At 56.5% G+C, this 16,951-nt stretch carries 14 protein-coding genes; 4 read left to right on the top strand and 10 right to left on the bottom strand.

All coding sequences use genetic code 11. The features are described from left to right. Window positions 1-7 precede the first annotated feature (7 nt). Window positions 8-286, bottom strand: a complete 279-nt coding sequence (locus tag V9K67_RS18345; protein WP_336724954.1) for a DUF3098 domain-containing protein — start codon at window positions 284-286, stop codon at window positions 8-10. Between the two features lie 73 nt (window positions 287-359). Continuing rightward, window positions 360-1,232: a cell division protein FtsX gene (locus tag V9K67_RS18340; protein ID WP_336724951.1), complete on the bottom strand. Its 873-nt coding sequence runs from the start codon at window positions 1,230-1,232 to the stop codon at window positions 360-362. Between the two features lie 271 nt (window positions 1,233-1,503). Between V9K67_RS18340 and leuS the strand changes: the two genes are divergently transcribed. Further along, window positions 1,504-4,326, top strand: a complete 2,823-nt coding sequence (gene leuS / locus V9K67_RS18335; RefSeq protein ID WP_336724949.1) for a leucine--tRNA ligase — start codon at window positions 1,504-1,506, stop codon at window positions 4,324-4,326. 86 nt (window positions 4,327-4,412) lie between these two features. Then, window positions 4,413-5,135 carry a peptidoglycan DD-metalloendopeptidase family protein gene (locus V9K67_RS18330; RefSeq protein WP_336724947.1) on the top strand — a complete coding sequence of 241 codons (723 nt, stop codon included), beginning with the start codon at window positions 4,413-4,415 and terminating at the stop codon, window positions 5,133-5,135. Window positions 5,136-5,143: 8 nt separating this feature from the next. On the opposite strand, the gene V9K67_RS18325 is transcribed toward V9K67_RS18330, so the two are convergent. Further along, a complete protein-coding gene (locus V9K67_RS18325) occupies window positions 5,144-5,806 on the bottom strand; it encodes an NADPH-dependent F420 reductase (RefSeq protein WP_336724944.1) in 663 nt (220 codons plus the stop codon). A 115-nt stretch (window positions 5,807-5,921) separates the two neighbouring features. On the opposite strand from V9K67_RS18325, the gene ruvB reads away from it, so the two are divergent. After that, window positions 5,922-6,962, top strand: coding sequence for a Holliday junction branch migration DNA helicase RuvB (ruvB, locus tag V9K67_RS18320; protein WP_336724941.1), 1,041 nt, complete (start codon window positions 5,922-5,924; stop codon window positions 6,960-6,962). A 264-nt stretch (window positions 6,963-7,226) separates the two neighbouring features. Here ruvB and V9K67_RS18315 read toward each other — a convergent pair whose 3' ends face one another. From V9K67_RS18315 to radA, 5 genes are all read right to left on the bottom strand, one after another. Beyond that, window positions 7,227-8,426: a DNA polymerase III subunit gene (locus V9K67_RS18315; RefSeq protein ID WP_336724939.1), complete on the bottom strand. Its 1,200-nt coding sequence runs from the start codon at window positions 8,424-8,426 to the stop codon at window positions 7,227-7,229. A 236-nt stretch (window positions 8,427-8,662) separates the two neighbouring features. Continuing rightward, a complete protein-coding gene (locus tag V9K67_RS18310) occupies window positions 8,663-9,184 on the bottom strand; it encodes a glutathione peroxidase (protein ID WP_336724935.1) in 522 nt (173 codons plus the stop codon). Window positions 9,185-9,309: 125 nt separating this feature from the next. Further along, on the bottom strand, window positions 9,310-10,689 hold the full coding sequence (locus V9K67_RS18305) for a choice-of-anchor Q domain-containing protein (protein ID WP_336724932.1): 1,380 nt from the start codon (window positions 10,687-10,689) through the stop codon (window positions 9,310-9,312). Window positions 10,690-10,729: 40 nt separating this feature from the next. Beyond that, the gene (locus V9K67_RS18300) at window positions 10,730-11,389 is read right to left on the bottom strand and encodes a ComF family protein (RefSeq protein ID WP_336724930.1); all 660 of its coding nucleotides are present in this window, start codon (window positions 11,387-11,389) and stop codon (window positions 10,730-10,732) included. 188 nt (window positions 11,390-11,577) lie between these two features. Continuing rightward, window positions 11,578-12,957, bottom strand: coding sequence for a DNA repair protein RadA (gene radA, locus V9K67_RS18295; RefSeq protein WP_336724928.1), 1,380 nt, complete (start codon window positions 12,955-12,957; stop codon window positions 11,578-11,580). Between the two features lie 452 nt (window positions 12,958-13,409). Between radA and V9K67_RS18290 the strand changes: the two genes are divergently transcribed. Then, entirely contained in the window at window positions 13,410-14,102 is a 693-nt protein-coding gene (locus V9K67_RS18290) for a zinc metallopeptidase (RefSeq protein ID WP_336724925.1), read from the top strand. A gap of 95 nt (window positions 14,103-14,197) precedes the next feature. Here the strand turns inward: V9K67_RS18290 and V9K67_RS18285 are convergent, their stop codons facing one another. Further along, window positions 14,198-15,712 carry an Rne/Rng family ribonuclease gene (locus V9K67_RS18285; RefSeq protein WP_336724922.1) on the bottom strand — a complete coding sequence of 505 codons (1,515 nt, stop codon included), beginning with the start codon at window positions 15,710-15,712 and terminating at the stop codon, window positions 14,198-14,200. Window positions 15,713-16,064: 352 nt separating this feature from the next. Continuing rightward, window positions 16,065-16,940: a tetratricopeptide repeat protein gene (locus V9K67_RS18280; protein WP_336724920.1), complete on the bottom strand. Its 876-nt coding sequence runs from the start codon at window positions 16,938-16,940 to the stop codon at window positions 16,065-16,067. Window positions 16,941-16,951 lie beyond the last annotated feature (11 nt).

Here is a 16,951-nt window from a genome sequence, read left to right as displayed (position 1 = left end):
GGAATATTTATGCTTTGGGATGGCGGAAAATGGCAAAAATTTCAATGACCAGGCCGGCAAGGATCACAATAGGGGCCAGGGTGATGCGGGTGGTGCTGTACACCTGCCCGGGCTCGAACACCTGGGGGTTGTCGCTGCGGCCGCCGGCCATCATCAAAAAGCCGAGGATCATGACCACGGCGCCGGCCAGCATCCAGATCTTGTTGCTTTTATCGAACAGGGGCGTATCCGTACGATGGGCCACCGGTTCCTTTTGAACGGCAGAATAGGTTCTTGTCGCTTTCATGTGTATTAATAAATAAAGACGGGCAAAGTAAAGGAAAGTTTGTGGTTTGTGGTTTGTCGTCCGCGAACCACCACTAATAAAGTTCGTCCAGCTTCATTCTCAGGTACTTCAGCGCGCTGCGGTAGGTACTGAAAAGGGTGATGGTGATGCCGATGATGATCAGGCCCAGGAACATGAACACCAGCAGGCGATTGTCGCGGAGGGCCTTCAGGTCGGGCAGCAGGTGCTCGGCCACCTGCACCACCACGTACACCAGGATAATGGCGATAACGGCGCTCAGGGCCCCGTTGACGATGGCCCGGATGTTCAGGGGCTTGGTGATGAACCAGCGGGTGGCGCCCACCATTTGCATGGTTTTGATGAGGAAGCGGTTGCTGAACATGGCCAGGCGGATGGTATTGTCGATCAGCACGATCACCAGCAGGGCAATGAGGATGGCCACGCCGGCCAGCACCAGGCTGATGAGGTTGAAGTTGCGCTGCATCTTGCCGACCACGGCGGTGGGGTATTTCACCTCGTCCACGGCCGGGAAGCGGGAAAGGTCGGTTTTGATGGCCGTCAGCCGGCTGGAATCCACGAAATCGGCCTTCAGGGTAAAGTCGATGCTGGTGGGCAGCAGGCTGTTTTCCAAAAATTCGGTAAAATCCTCGCCGCCGCTTTTCAGCCATTCCTGCTTGGCGGTTTCCTTGTCGGTATATTTAAGGGCCTTGGTGTACGGCTGGGAAGCAATGTAGCTCTGAAGATTCTGCCGGCTGGTATCGGCGATGTTGGGCCGCAGGAACACCTGCACTTCCACGCTTTCCTTGAAATACTGGATCAGCTTCTGGGAATTGATGGTCAGCCAGCCCATAATGCCCAGGAGGAACAATACGAGGGTCACCCCCAGGATGGACATAAAATAGGAGGGTTTGCCGCGTTGCGAAGAAGATTTTCCTGACTGCGTCATGCTTAGGGTTTTAAAAGTGAACAAAAATAGAGGTTTGCAGCTACACCCCGGCAGCGGCTGCAAAATCCTTTACCCGCCTCTGATAGGGCGGATTCGACTATTTTTGCAGCCCTGCCCGGCCGGGCGGCAACAGGCGCAGGCTCCCCCCAGAACGCAAAAAAGGCGTCGGGATGTTGCCCGGCAAGGCTTCGAAATCTTAAAAAAACGCTAAACTGCGTTCCCGGCCCCACAGGACCGGAACAAGAACTCAAAACGATAAACCTCCAGAGCAATGGAATACAACTTCAGGGAAATTGAACAGAAATGGCAGCGGCAATGGACCGATAACGGGGTCTACCGTGTGTCGAACGCTACAGACAAGCCGAAATATTATGTGCTGGACATGTTTCCCTACCCCAGCGGGGCCGGCCTGCACGTAGGGCATCCCCTGGGATATATCGCCTCGGATATCTTTGCCCGTTACAAACGCCTCAAAGGCTTTAACGTCCTGCACCCTATGGGCTACGACGCCTTCGGCCTGCCCGCCGAACAATACGCCCTCGAACACGGCATCCACCCCGCCGTCAGCACCGCCAAAAACATCCAGACCTTCCGCAGCCAGCTCGATAAGATCGGCTTCTGCTTCGACTGGAGCCGCGAGGTGAATACCTCCGACGCCCGGTACTACCGCTGGACCCAATGGATTTTTCTGCAATTATTTAAAAGCTGGTTCAACCGCCAGGCAAAGAAAGCCGAACCCATCGACGGCCTGGTAAACATTTTTGAACAGGAAGGCAACGTCCACCACCCCATTCCCAACTCCCAATTCCATCTCGCCTCAGGCGAGACCGGCACCTCCTCGGTTACGTTTACCGCCGAAGCTTGGAAAGCCTTTGACGAAAAAACGCAGCAGGCCATCCTGATGGAATACCGCCTCGCCTACTGCGGTTACGGCGAAGTGAACTGGTGCGAGGCCCTGGGCACCGTGCTGGCCAACGACGAAGTGATCAACGGCTTCAGCGAACGCGGCGGCCACCCCGTGGTGAAGAAAAAGCTGCGCCAGTGGTACCTCCGCATCACCGAGTACGCCGACCGCCTGCTCCAAGGCCTGCAGACCGTGGACTTCAGCGACGCCATGAAGGAAATGCAAACCAACTGGATCGGCAAAAGCTCCGGCGCCGAGATCGACTTCGCCATCAAGGGACACGACCAGCAGCTGCGTGTATACACCACCCGCCCCGACACCATCTTCGGCGTGGACTTTATGGTAGTAGCCCCCGAGCACGAGCTGGTGGAGCAGATCACCACCGCCGACCAGCGCAAGGCCGTGGAAGACTACATCGCCTTTGTAAAAAGCCGCAGCGAACGGGAACGCATGGCAGAGAAAAAGATCTCCGGCGTGTTTACCGGCGCCTACGCCCTCAACCCCTTTGACCAGCGGCCCATCCCCATCTGGATCTCCGAATACGTACTGGCCGGCTACGGCACCGGCGCCATCATGGCCGTGCCCTGCGGCGACGAACGCGACCACAAGTTCGCCCGCCACTTCCACCTGCCCATCACCAACATCATCGGCGACTACTACGATGGCCAGGAGGCCAACCCCACCAAGGATGCCATCCTGGAAAACAGCGGCTTCCTCAACGGCACGCCCATGCGCCAGGCCATTGAAAAAGTGATCGAAAAAGTAGAAGAACTGGGCATCGGCAAGCGCAAGGTGAACTTCAAGATGCGCGACGCCGCCTTCAGCCGCCAGCGCTACTGGGGCGAACCCTTTCCCATTACCTGGAAGGACGGCATTGCCTACCCCCTCAACGAAGACGAGCTGCCCCTGGAGCTGCCCCACGTGGAAAGCTATAAGCCCGGCCCCGAAGGCGAAGGCCCGCTGGCCAATATCTCCGAATGGACGGCCCGCGAGCTGGAAACGAACACCATGCCCGGCTATGCCGGCTCCTCCTGGTACTTCCTGCGCTACATGGACCCCCACAACGATGCGGCCTTCTGCGACCGCAAGGTGAGCGACTACTGGAACCAGGTAGACCTGTACGTGGGCGGCACCGAGCACGCCGTCGGCCACCTGCTCTACAGCCGCATGTGGACCAAAGCCCTGTACGACCTGGGCCACATCTCCTTCGACGAGCCGTTCAAAAAACTGCTGAACCAGGGCATGATCCAGGGCTCTTCCCGCTTCGTGTACCGGGTACGCGGCACCAACCAGTTCGTATCCGCCGGCCTGGCCGACCAGTACGAGACCGACCGCATCCACGCAGACGTGAACATCGTCGACGGCCTGGACCTGGACGTGGAAGCCTTCCGCAAGTCCAAGCCCGAATACGCCGACGCCGAATTTATTTTGGAATACGGCTCCACTTCCTCCCTGACCGACGACGAGGAAGGCGCCGGCCGCTACATCTGCGGCGCCGAAGTGGAGAAAATGAGCAAGAGCAAGCTCAATACCGTCAACCCCGACATGATCGTGGAGAAATTCGGGGCCGACACGTTCCGCATGTACGAAATGTTCCTGGGTCCCGTGGAACTGAGCAAACCCTGGGATACCAAGGGCATCGAGGGCGTGCACCGCTTTTTGAAAAAGCTGTGGCGCCTGTTTGCCGACGAAGAGAAAGGGCTGATCGTCACGGACGAAAAAGCCACGCCCGCCGAACTGAAAGTGCTGCACCGCACCATCAAAAAGATCGAGGACGATACCGAGCGCTTCTCCTTCAATACGGCCGTGAGCGCCTTCATGATGTGCGTGAACGACCTGAACGACCTCAAATGCCACAAGCGGGAGCTCCTGCAGCCGGTGCTGGTGCTGCTGACGCCCTTTGCCCCGCACATCTGCGAAGAACTCTGGCACCTGCTGGGCAATGAAGGTTCGGTGCTGGACGCCGCCTTCCCGAAATTCGAGGAGCGGCACCTGGTGGAAACTTCCAAGGAATACCCCATTTCCATCAACGGTAAAACCCGCACACAGATCGTGCTCGACCTGAATGCCACGCAGCAGCAGGTGGAAGCTATCGTGCTGGAAAATGCCGCCGTGCAACGCTGGCTCGAAGGCAAGCAACCCAAGAAGATCATTTATGTAAAAAATAAAATGATCAACATCGTGGTATAAGAAAACAGAAGACCTGGCAGGTTTTAAAAACCTGCCAGGTCTATTCTAACAGCCGGAGGTCTTTCAGAATTTCTTACCTTTCCTCCATGGCTGAAAATTCCTCTCTGGAAACCCTGCTGCAACAGCACCAGCCGTATCACCCGGTGGTGCCCTTCGATGCGGCGACCGACAAGCTGCAACGGTTCGACTTCTCCCAAAGCAATACCGAACTGAGCGAAGATATCTTCAACGACACCCAGCGTTTTTCCCATTATATTCAGACAAAGCTCCAGGCTTCCGGCGCCCGCTACGGCATTGGCGGCTACGGCGAGCACCGCACCATCTACCAGCGCAGCGCCCTGTTCAGCGAGGCCGCACCGGCAGGGGGCGAAGCGGGCGAACCCCGCCGCTTTCACCTGGGCATCGACATCTGGGGCAAACCCCTGACGCCGGTACGGGCGCCCCTCTTTGGCGTGGTGCACAGCTTTGCCTTCAACCATGCCTACGGCGACTACGGCGGCACCATCATCCTGAGCCACCGCCTCGAAGACCACAGCTTTTTCACCCTCTACGGCCACCTGAGCCTGAACTCCCTGCGCGACCTCCGCGAGGGCCAGCAAATGGAACGGGGCGACGTGTTTGCCGAATTCGGCATTCCCCAGGAAAACGGCAACTGGCCGCCGCACCTGCATTTCCAGATTATTAAGAACCTCCAGGGCCGCAGCGGCGACTATCCCGGCGTCTGCGCCTTCAGCGAACGCGCAGCCTGGCTGGCCAACTGCCCCGACCCCGACCTGATCCTGCAACTGATGCCCTTCGCAAGGGAGTGAAAAAACCGTTACCGCACGATCTTAAAATTAAATAGGGGCGTGCCGAGGTGCTGCCAGATGGACACCCAGAAAGGAACGAACGCCTCCGTAACCCGGGAAGCCTCGATGGGCCCCAGGTCCACCAGGCGGTCGGCTTTCCAGCGGAAGTTATCCACCAAAAAATGCTTTACCTTGTTCTTGGCCTCGGCATTGTTCCCGCAGATAAAGAGGTTGTGCTCGCCCTTGTTGACCAGGCGGGCATCCACCATCAGCTCGTGGTTCACCGTATTGAGGGCTTTTACGACGAAGGAGCCCGGCAGGGCCCGCTGCAGCTCCTCGCCCAGCGAGTTGCCGTTGCCCAGCCCTTCCAGGATGCGGGGCGGCAGGCCGCGGGTAAAGTCCAGGGGATTGGTGGTGTCGATGATCACCTTTCCATGCACGCTGTCCCGGTCCAGCCGGCCGGCCACGTCCAGCGCATACTCGCCGTTGAGGCAAAAGAACAGCAGGTCGCCGAAGGCGGCCGCATCGTCGAAGTCGCCGATGGAGGCATAATCGCCGGACTCCTGCAGCCAGGCTTCCGCCTTTGCATTGGTGGCCGACCGGCTGCCCAGCCGTACCAGGTGCTTTTGTTTCACCAGGGCCGAAGCAATGGACTTCCCGACCACGCCAGTACCTAAAACGCCTATCTTCATACGCAAAAATTTACTTCTAATCTAAGCGATAAAGAGGGAAAGAACGCCAGGGAAGTATAACAATTTGATTGCTAACTTTTTTGGCAAAAAACGTAGCTTTACCGACTGAAGAATTATGGCAAATCCGAACTTAAATACAGAAAAAGCCCCGCTCACCTCGGCTGACAAGGAGTTTGAGAACAATATCCGGCCGGGCCAGATCGCGGAATTTTCGGGCCAGCAGCAGATCATCGAAAACCTGGTGATCTTTATCCGGGCGGCCAAGCTGCGCGGCGAAGCGCTGGACCATGTGCTGTTCCACGGCCCTCCCGGCCTGGGAAAGACCACCCTGAGCCGCATCGTGGCCAACGAGCTGGGGGTGAACATCAAGGAAACCTCGGGGCCGGTGATCGAAAAGCCCGGCGACCTGGCCGGCCTGCTCACCAGCCTCGGTCCGAAGGACGTACTGTTCATCGACGAAATCCACCGGCTGAGCACGGTGGTGGAGGAATACCTGTATTCGGCCATGGAGGACTACCGCATCGACATCATGATCGACAGCGGCCCCAATGCCCGGAGCATCCAGATCAACCTGAATCCCTTTACCCTCATCGGCGCCACCACCCGCAGCGGCCTGCTGACGGCGCCCCTGCTCTCCCGCTTCGCCATCAAGTCGCGGCTGGAGTATTACGATGCCAACACGCTGAAAAAGATCATCCTGCGGGCGGCGGAGATCCTGAAGGTGTCCATCACCCCTGACGCCGCCGGCGAGATCGCCCGCCGCAGCCGCGGTACGCCGCGGATCGCCAACGGCCTGCTGCGCCGCGTACGCGACTTCGCCCAAGTGCTGAACGACAACCAGATCGACCTGGGCATTACCCAGCACTCCCTTCGGGCCCTGAACGTGGACAACCACGGCCTGGACGAAATGGACAACCGCATCCTTTCGGCCATTATCGATAAGTTCAAGGGCGGCCCCGTGGGCATTACCACCATCGCCACCGCCGTGGGCGAAGAGTCCGGCACGCTGGAAGAAGTGTACGAGCCCTTCCTGATCCAGGAAGGCTTTATCAAGCGCACACCCCGCGGCCGCGAAGCCACCGGCAAGGCCTACGAGCACCTGGGCAAGACCCCGCCCGCCCTGGGCGGCACCGGTTCGCTGTTCAGCGCGGTGTAACCTCTCCCCCGGCTCGCCAGAGGCGAGCCGACCCCTCCCCACATAGGGAGGGGTGAAGCAGCGTGGCTTCGCGGGAGTAATGTTTTTATCAGTAAAAAGGCGGCCAGGGTCCATAAATACGGATTCTGATCGCCTTTAAGCTTTTTAAAGCCTATTAAATATTTGCTTTATCCTTTGTTATTCTGTTCTGCCGCGAAGCTACGATACCTCACCCCTCCCTATGTGGGGAGGGGTCGGCTCGCCTCTGGCGAGCCGGGGGAGAGGTTACACAATCACCGCATTGCTGCGGATGATATGGAAAATTTTAATGGTTAAGGCGTGGAACAGGATCTTGCCGTTGGCGTTCCGCTCGATATAATAAGCGGCTTTGTCCAGCTCGGCGGCAATGGCTTCCTTCTGCTCCAGGGTAAGGAGCTTGTTCAGCCGGCCGGCAAAGTCCTGCTCGGCGGGGGATAAGGACTCCAGAAAGCGCTGCCCGGCCGGGCCGTCCAGGGCCTGCAGGCGCACGGCCTCCTCCAGCAGGTGGGTAAAATAGCGCAGAAACTGCTTTTGCGTTTCCCGCCCCAACCGGCCGATCTCTTCAATAAACTTTACCTGGGCGATCACCGCATTCTTGACCGTGGCGTTCAGCCATTCGCGCAGCAGGCTGTGAAAATCCTCGTCGGCATGCTGAAGCAAGTGCAGCGCCTCGCGGTAATTGCCCTCGCTGACACCGGCGATCTGGCGGGCCTGCTCGGGCTTGCAGCCACCCCGGCTTACCAGGGCCTGCTCCACGTCGGCGGCTTCCAGGGCCGGGATTTTTACCAGCTGGCAACGCGACAAAATGGTATTCAAAATGCCTTCCTCGCTTTCGGCCACCAGGATGAACAACGTATTGGCCGGGGGCTCCTCGATCAGTTTCAACAGCTTGTTGCCTTCCTTTCCCAGGTATTCGGGCAGCCACAGCACCAGCACTTTATAACCGCTTTCAAAGCTTTTCAGGTTCAGCTTGCGGATGATGTCGTTGCATTCCTGGGCGGTAATGTTGCCCTGCTTGTTTTCGGCCCCGATAAACTGCAGCCAGTCGTACACATTGCCGTAGGGCCGCTGGCCGATGAATTCCCGCCATTCGGTAATATAGTCGGTGCTGATAGGAGGGGTGCCCGCCTTTTTGGTCACTACCGGATAGGAGAAATGGATGTCGGGGTGAATGAGCTGGGCCGCCTTGACGCAGGAGGGGCAGGCACCGCAGGAGTCGGGCAGGAATACAGGTTCTGCCGGCTCGCCAAAGAGCGAGGGACCGGCATTACTGCTTTCCGCCACTTTCTGGCAGGTAAGGTACTGGGCAAAGGCCAGGGCCAGGGCCAGGGCGCCGCTGCCTTCCTTTCCCAAAAACAGGAGCGCATGGCTCAGGCGGTTCTGCTGCACCATTTCGGCCAGGTGGGTCTTTACCTCCCGCTGTCCAATCACATCTTGAAACTGCATGTGCGATGTTACGCAATAATGTGAAAAGGAGCAAAGGAGGAATTGGGGAATTCGTTCATTGGTTCATTGGGAATTAGGGACGGGGCCGCCCCAAAAAAGAAAGCCACGCGGTGGCGTGGCTTCTAATTATTTACAGGGAAGGAAGATAGTGGCATGAACGGCGAAGAAATGTCGGCAGGTTACCCCTTCCTAATTCCCAATGAACCAATGAACCAATTCCCTCTACCCCATACGTGCTAATTCAAATACCTGGTAATGTCCTCGCTCATGGGCTTTACGTTGCTGCGGAACACTTTTACCAGGCGGCCCTTTTCGTCGATGAGGAATTTGGTAAAATTCCATTTGATGATGGGCTCTTCGGCGCCGATCTTTTTGGCTTCGTCGGTCAGGTAACGGAAGAGCGGGTGGATGTCGTCACCGGTAACCGATACTTTTTCGGCCATGGGGAAGGTCACGCCGTAGTTGCGCTTGCAGAATTCGCTGATCTCGGCATTGGAACCCGGCTCCTGTCCTTTGAAATTGTTGGCGGGAAAGCCGATGATCACGAGCTTGTCCTTATACTGCTTGTACAGCTTTTCCAGCTCTTCGTACTGGGGGGTATAGCCACACTTGGAAGCGGTATTGACGATCAGGATCTTTTTGCCTTTGTAGGCTTTCAGGTCGATGGTGCCGCCTTCCAGGCCGGGCACTTTAAAGTCGTAAATGGAAGTGGCGGCAACAATAGCGGTCAGCAGGGTTGCCAGCAGGAATGTCTTCATAACTTCTGATTTGACGGGTTAATGCTTTGAATGGGAAACTAAATTTAAAAGTAGGGAAATACGGCCGGATGGGCCCGGGTCTCTATGCTCCATCCGGGACTTTTAACCTTTATTAACGGCTTCTATCAGAAGCTCTCGTAACAGCCCAGGTCCGGGGCCTGCAGCGGCCGGGAATGGTTGTCGAGGTCGATGGAGACGCCGGCATTGGTGCCCTTGTTCACAGCCGGAGAGGTCTCGGTCAGGCGGAAATCGAACTTCCGTTTGGAAACATCGATTTCCCGGAACTGCGGCGCCTGGTTGTTGATGGCGCCGGTGACGGTGCTGTTGGCCGGAGGGGTTTCCACTTTCCACAGCACCTGGTCGAACTGCACGTTGAAGGGCTGGTTGCCGCGCCGCAGGGCCACCGCTTCGCTTTTGACCAGTCCGCCTTCAGCCCAGAAGATGCAATTGCGAAAAAGGGCCTGCACCGGGCGGAAGGGCCCTGCCTGGTCCAGGTAGTCGGCAACGATCAGCACGGGGTTGTCGTGGGCCAGGTAGCTGTTGGCATAAGAGGCTACGGTACAATGCACGAACGAATAATTGCCGCCATTCACCAGCAGCAGGTTCCTGCCGCAGTTGGACACCAGCAGGTTGCGGGCGGTGATGTGGGCGTTGGACGCCAGGATGCCGGCATCGTAGGCATTGTCGATGATGGTTTCCTGCAACTGCAGCTTGGGCGCCCCGTTTACCGAAGGGTTCTGGACCACGATGGCCTGGTAGGCATTGCGGATCTCGGCAAACTGCAGGCTGTTGTCCTTGCTGCCGTCCAGGAATATCAGCCCCGGCCAGCTGGCGGGAAAATCGCGGTAAGGGTCGTCCAGGCGGTCGCCGGTGAACACTACCCGAAGCGAATCGGAGCCCTGTACTTTCAGGGTGCCGTTCACCAGCAGCGGCGCATCCGCATGCAGGTACACCCGGCAACCCTCCCGGATGGTGAGGGTGGCGTCGGCCGCCACTTCCAGGCCGCCCAGGATCACGTAGGGCAGGTCGGCCGTCCAGGTTTCGTTGCCGGTAATGCGGCGGGCGCGGAAGAAATGGGCATTGCGGCCAAAGGCTTCCAGCTGCACCCAGTCGGTGTGCCCGTTGTATTGGAGCTCGATGCTGTCGCGGACCACAAACGGCAGGGCGGCAGCAGAGGGATCGATCTTTACCGACACAAATAGGTAAATGCTGTCCTCATGGGCAATGGCCAGGTCCGTAAAGCGGGTACCGGGTAGCCCGTTCACATTCAGCCGGAACGGGGAGGCAGCCCCGCCCTTCAGCTCGATGGAACCGAGGCGGACGCCCTTGCTGTTGCCGTTATAGATCTTTACCATCTGCGTAACGGAACCGGTAGCGGTAAATACCGTATCAAAATGCAGGGTATCGTCGGATACGGCCAGCAGCGCATCCGGGTTGGTGGTAAACGATTCCTTCCGGCAGGAAAAAAGCACCAGGGCAAAAAGAAGAAGGGCGGCAATTCTCACGGGCAAAATCTTAGGTGAAAAAATTCGTCTGGAGGCAAACTCAGGTTGAAGATAAACAAAGTGTGGCGATACTCAGGCGTACCTCCGGCGCTTTCAGCAGTTCGCGGCCGCAGGCTTCCAGGGTGGCGCCCGTGGTCACCACGTCGTCCACCAGCAGCAGGTGTTTACCTTCCAGGCCTTCGCCGTTCACCAGCTCAAAGCGGTTTTCCATGTTCTGCCAGCGCTGCAGGCGGTTCATGCGGGTTTGGGTGGCCGTGGCCGTCCTGCGGACCACCGCATGGGGCAGCACGGGCTTTTGCAGAAATTCGGCGATGCCCGCACACAACAGGGCCGCCTGGTTGTAGCCCCTCCGGCGCTCCCGGGCCGGAAAGAGCGGCAGCGGCACCAGGGCATCCACGTACAAGAACCGGTTGGACTGGGCCAGTTGCTGCCCCATCATCCTCCCCAGGAAGGTACCCAGCTCCCGGTTGCCCCGGTACTTCAGCTGGTGCAGGAGGCGCTGCACCACGGAATCCTTGGTAAAATAATACTGGGCCGTGGCACAGGTCACCGGCAGCCGTCCCCAGAACATCTTTTCCACCGGGTTATTGCCGTGCATATGAAAGTAGGTGGACGGCAGGGAAGAAAGACAATCGACGCAGATGAGGCTTTCCCGGCTCAGCTGGTCACTGCCGCAGCCCGCGCACAGGTGCGGGAACACCAGGTGCAGGAGGGAGTCGGTTATGGTGGAGAAGAAGGAAATGGAAGGTTTTCGTACAAGGTACGTGGAATTGGTTAATTGGTTAATTGGGTATTAGGTCGAAGTGGCTTCCTGAGACGGAATCCTTTCTATGGGTTTGCTCTACCTTTCCTAATACCCAATTAACCAATTAACGAATTCCCAAATTCCTAAAACAGGTGCTTATACACTTCCTCCACCCTTCCCATGCTGACGACTTCGATCTGGAACTTGCGGGCGGAAAGGCCTTTCTGGCCGTATTTGGAAACGATGATCTTTTCAAAGCCCAGCTTTTCGGCTTCGGCAATGCGTTGTTCCACCCGGTTCACGGCCCGGATCTCGCCGCTCAGGCCGACCTCACCGGCAAAGCAGAGGTTGTGGGGCACGGCTACGTCTTCGTACGACGACAGCAGGGCGCAGAGCACCGCCAGGTCAATGGAGGGATCTTCGACTTTCAGGCCGCCGGCGATGTTGAGGAAAACGTCCTTGACCCCGAAATGGAAGCCGCCCCGTTTTTCCAGCACCGCCAGCAGCAGTTGCAGGCGCCGCAGGTCGAAGCCGGTCACCGTACGCTGCGGGGTGCCGTAAACCGACTGGCTCACCAGGGCCTGCACCTCGATGAGCAGGGGCCGCTGGCCTTCGATAGTGGCGGCAATGGAAATACCGCTGAGCTGTTCTTCTTTCTGGGTGATCAGGATCTCGCTGGGATTGAGCACGGGCGCCATGCCGGCATCGCTCATCTGGTAAATGCCCAGTTCGGCGGTGCTGCCGAAGCGGTTCTTCAGCGTCCGCAGGATGCGGTAAGCATAATGGCGGTCGCCCTCGAACTGCAGCACGGTATCCACCATGTGCTCGAGGATTTTGGGACCGGCAATGCTGCCGTCCTTGGTAATATGGCCGATGAGGAAGACGGGGGTATTGGTTTCCTTGGCAAACTGTTGGAACTCGGCGGCGCATTCACGGATCTGCGACACGCTGCCTGCCGACGATTCGATAAAGGGTGATTCCAGGGTCTGGATGGAATCCACGATGATCAGGGAAGGTTTCAGCTTCTTGATCTCGGCGAAAATGGTCTGGGTAGAGGTTTCCGTCAGCAGGTAAAAGTTCTCGTTTTCCATTTTCAGGCGGTCGGCCCGCATTTTTATCTGCTGGTCGCTTTCCTCGCCGCTGATGTAGAGCACGATCTGGTCGCGGAGCTGCAAACCCATCTGTAAAAATAAGGTCGACTTACCGATGCCGGGCTCCCCGGCTACCAGTACGATGCTGCCCGGTACGATGCCGCCGCCCAGCACCCGGTTCAGCTCAGGGTCTATCGTCAGCAGGCGGGGCGTTTCCCGGGTCTGGATCTGCTGCAGGGGTACTATTTTCTTGAAAGCGGCGCCCCCGCCGGCATATTCCTGCCAGTCGGCGCTGCCGCCCTTTTTGTTATCTTTCTGGATGAGCTCTTCTACAAAGGTGTTCCATTGCTGGCAGCCCGGACATTTGCCCACCCATTTGGCACTTTCGTATCCGCAGTTCTGGCAAAAAAAGGCTGTTTTTACTTTCGACATGGTGTAAAATTATAGAGAATTGAGGGGTGCCGGCCCGGAGAAAGCGGCCGGAGGGCCTGTTTGGGCAGCACGGACCCAAAGGGGGGTAAAAACGTAAAAAGGGCCGATCTTGCGATCGACCCCCTTACTTACTAACCCATTAAATTCTGACACTAAATTACAAATATGCCCCACATAACAAAATTATTTTTTGGCCCTGTGCATAACTTTTGGAAGCCTTTAAGAAATTTCCACGTTCATTTTTGGGCGCATAAATAACTGAAAATCAATATATTATAAATCCATCCTTTGTCATGGGCCTATTTTACCCACTGCAAAACTGTCAGACCGCAGAGCCAGTTTTGCGCAGACCTGACAAAACGAAAGCCGATCTGTTAAATCTGAAGATTTTCTTGAGTGGGGAATTCGGTTGGTAACAGATTTGATGCATTTTATCTAAAATATATTAGCCAATGACACCGTCAATTATGTTGGTTTCCTTACTTTTTATCGGCATCAGTATGGTTGTTTCCATGATACTGAAGGGCCGGTTTGCCGCGTATAGCAAAATTCCCCTCCAGGCCCGGCTGACGGGCAAAGAGGTGGCGGAGAAGATGCTGCGCGAAAACGGGATCTACGATGTACAGGTGGTCTCGGTGGATGGTTTCCTGAGCGATCACTACAACCCTTTGAATAAAACCATTAACCTGAGCCCCGATGTCTACGGCAGCTACAGCGTGGCGGCCGCCGCTATTGCCGCCCACGAAACCGGCCACGCCGTGCAGCATGCCGACGCCTACAGCTGGCTGACGCTGCGCAGCAAGCTGGTACCGGCCGTTCAGTTCAGCGCTTCCATTGTGAACTTCGTGCTGCTATTCGGCGTCATCATGGCAGCCTCCGGTAATACGACCCTATTGCTGATCGGTATCGCCTTGTTTGCCCTGTCGGTGTTGTTTTCGGTGGTGACCCTGCCGGTGGAATTTGACGCCAGCCGCCGGGCCCTTGCCTGGTTGCGTACCACCAATGTGACGACTGCCAGCGAATTTCCCAAGGCCAAAAACGCTCTTTTCTGGGCCGCCATGACCTATGTGGTTGCCGCCCTGGCCGCCGTTGTGACCCTGGTACAGTACATTATGCTGTTTTTGGGCGCCCGGGACCGGGAGTAAATTTTTGAAGATGGTTATTGAAACCCCACCGCGGTTCACAGAAAAAGCCTCCCCGCCGAAGCGGGGAGGCTTTTTCTATATGGGGAACGTTTTTCTTACAGCTTGATCTCTTCGCCGTTGTGGTCGAAGAAACGGAATTCGGTCATGTGGCTGTTGGTATCGGCCTTCACCGTTACCTTCTGGTTGTATTTCCGCTTCCACTTGGCCACCTTCGACCACAGCCAGCCTTTGGTGAGGTAGGCAAATACGATGGGGTGCACCACGATGGTGAGGTTCTGGTGCTTATGGGTGAACAGGTAGCTCAGGTTCTTCTCGATCTCGTCTTCCAGGATCAGGGTGGAGGAAATTTTTCCGGTTCCCTGGCAGCTCGGGCACACCTCCTGGGTGTTGATGTTCATTTCCGGCTTCATCCGCTGGCGGGTGATCTGCATCAGGCCGAACTTCGAAATGGGCAGCACGGCATGCTTCGCCCGGTCGGTCTTCATGAACTCCTCCATCTTCTCCATCAGCTTCTTCTTGTTATCGGGAAGCTTCATGTCGATAAAGTCCACGACGATAATGCCGCCGATATCCCGCAGCCGCAGCTGGCGGGCGATCTCTTCGGCCGCCTCGAGGTTCGTTTCCAGGGCGTTCTGCTCCTGGTTGTTGCTGACACTCTTATAGCCGCTGTTCACATCGATTACGTGGAGGGCCTCGGTATGCTCGATAATGAGGTAGGCGCCGCTATTGAGGTTTACCGTTTTACCAAAGGAAGCCTTTACCTGCTTGGTAATGCCAAACTGGTCGAAAATGGGCTGGCTGCCGTTCTGGTGCAGGGAAACGATATCGGCTTTTTCCGGGGCGATGCGCTGGATATAGTTCTTCGTTTCCGAGAAAATGGCCTTATCGTTGGTGACGATGCGGTTAAAATCTTCGTTGAGCAGGTCGCGCAGCATGCTGGTGGCCTTGGTTTGCTCGCTCAGGATCTTGGTGGGAGGGGCGGCGCCGCGGAGGTTGGCCTGGATGGTCTTCCAGGTAGCCACCAGTTCGGACAGGTCTTCGTGCAGTTCGGCGGTGTTTTTTCCTTCCGCCGCGGTGCGTACGATGACGCCGAAGTTTTTCGACTTGATGGATTCGATGATGCGTTGCAGGCGTTTGCGTTCTTCCGACGAATGGATCTTGCGGGAAACGGCCACGATGTCGTTGAAGGGCGTCAGGACTACGAACCTCCCGGGAAGGGAAATTTCGCAGCTCAGGCGGGGGCCTTTGGCGGCGATGGGTTCTTTGAGGATCTGGACGAGGATGTTGGGCTTACCGCTCAGCACTTCGTTGATCTTGCCGGTCTTGATGATCTCGGGCTCGATCTGGAACTCGGCGAAGTTGAAGCCGCCGGGCGTTTTGTCGTTGATGGCGACCTGGGTGAATTTGAGCAGCGATTTGGCGTAAGGGCTTAAGTCGGTATAATGCAAAAAAGCATCCTTTTCAAAGCCTACGTCCACAAAAGCGGCGTTCAGGCCCGGAATCAATTTTTTTACTTTTCCCAGGTACAGATCCCCCACAGCAAAACGGGCGTCGCTTTTTTCACTGTGCAGTTCAACCAGCTTTTTGTCTTCCAGTAATGCTATATCCACTCCATGTGGGGCAGCATTTATTATTAATTCTTTGTTCACATTACTACACCTTTAGGAATGTACTACTTGTGGTGCTAAAATACCAAAACCTTACCGATTGCCGATAGAAGGCAGGGAAAGGCAGGCGGTGAGGCAAATTATGGGCGGGTGCAAACGGCGATAAGCAATCAGTTAACAAAAATGAACGGTACCGGAGACAAGAAATTGCTCCCGATACCGTTCTGAAAGAACCTATTTACTTTTCTTCTTGTGACGGTTCTTTCTTAATCTTTTCTTACGCTTATGCGTCGCAATTTTATGACGCTTTCTTTTTTTACCACAAGGCATACTGAGTTATTAATTTAGTTACAGTTTATTTTTTGCTTAATTCAGCAATTCTCTTTTCCACCTCTTTTTTCAGTCCTTCGACAGGCACCAGCGGCAGGCTTTTCTTGTACCAGGCAATGGCATTGGCATTTTCGCCTTTGCGTTCGTACACCTCCGCCAGGGAAATGACCGCTTCCAGGCTGGAAGGCTGCAGTTCCACTACCCGGCTAAACCGTTCCACTGCTTTATCCAGCTGGCCGGAGAGCACCGATGCATGGCCCAGGGTCATGTGGGCGTATACATTGTCGGGGTGCTTTTCAACCACCGTGCGGATGCGCTGGATACCTGTCATGGGCGATTCTATCCCGCCATACAGGTATACGGCACCCAAGCCAACTTCAGAGGAATCATTTCCCGGGTTTACCTTCAAAGACCGTTCAAACAGATCCCGGGCTTGGAGGGCTTTCCAGTGCTTCAGCTCCGGATTTTCTTCCACCCTGAGATTGTCTAAAAATAAATGGGCTGCAAAGGTGAGGGATTTTTCTGAATTTTCCAACCGGGCTGCTTGACCGGCGTACCAGGCATACGGCTCGAACATGCGGGCCGAGTCGCGCCAGAAGCCGGCGAGCTGGTGGTAGACGTGCAATTGCTGGGAGGCCACGTCGCCCCGGGTGATGCTTTTTTCCAGGAAATTCAGGCGGCTTGCCTGCTCGGGAGTAAGGGTTTCTTTGGCACGCGCCAGGAGGGTATCCACCGAAAGCTCGGCATCCTCATGTCCTTCATGGGAGTGGGCATGCCCACCGGCCTCGGCCTGGGCCGGGGGCTGTTGCTTACTGCTAAAAATCTGTCTGCTTGTTGCCGCGTACAGGCCCAGTACTGCTACCAGTGCCAGAGCCGCGGTAATCCACTGGGGTCTCTTCACCAAAAAAATTT

It is taken from the genome of Huijunlia imazamoxiresistens, assembly GCF_037132455.1.
GTDB classification, from domain to species: Bacteria; Bacteroidota; Bacteroidia; order Chitinophagales; family Chitinophagaceae; genus Flavisolibacter; species Flavisolibacter imazamoxiresistens.
This window is presented reverse-complemented; position numbering and strand designations above follow the sequence as displayed.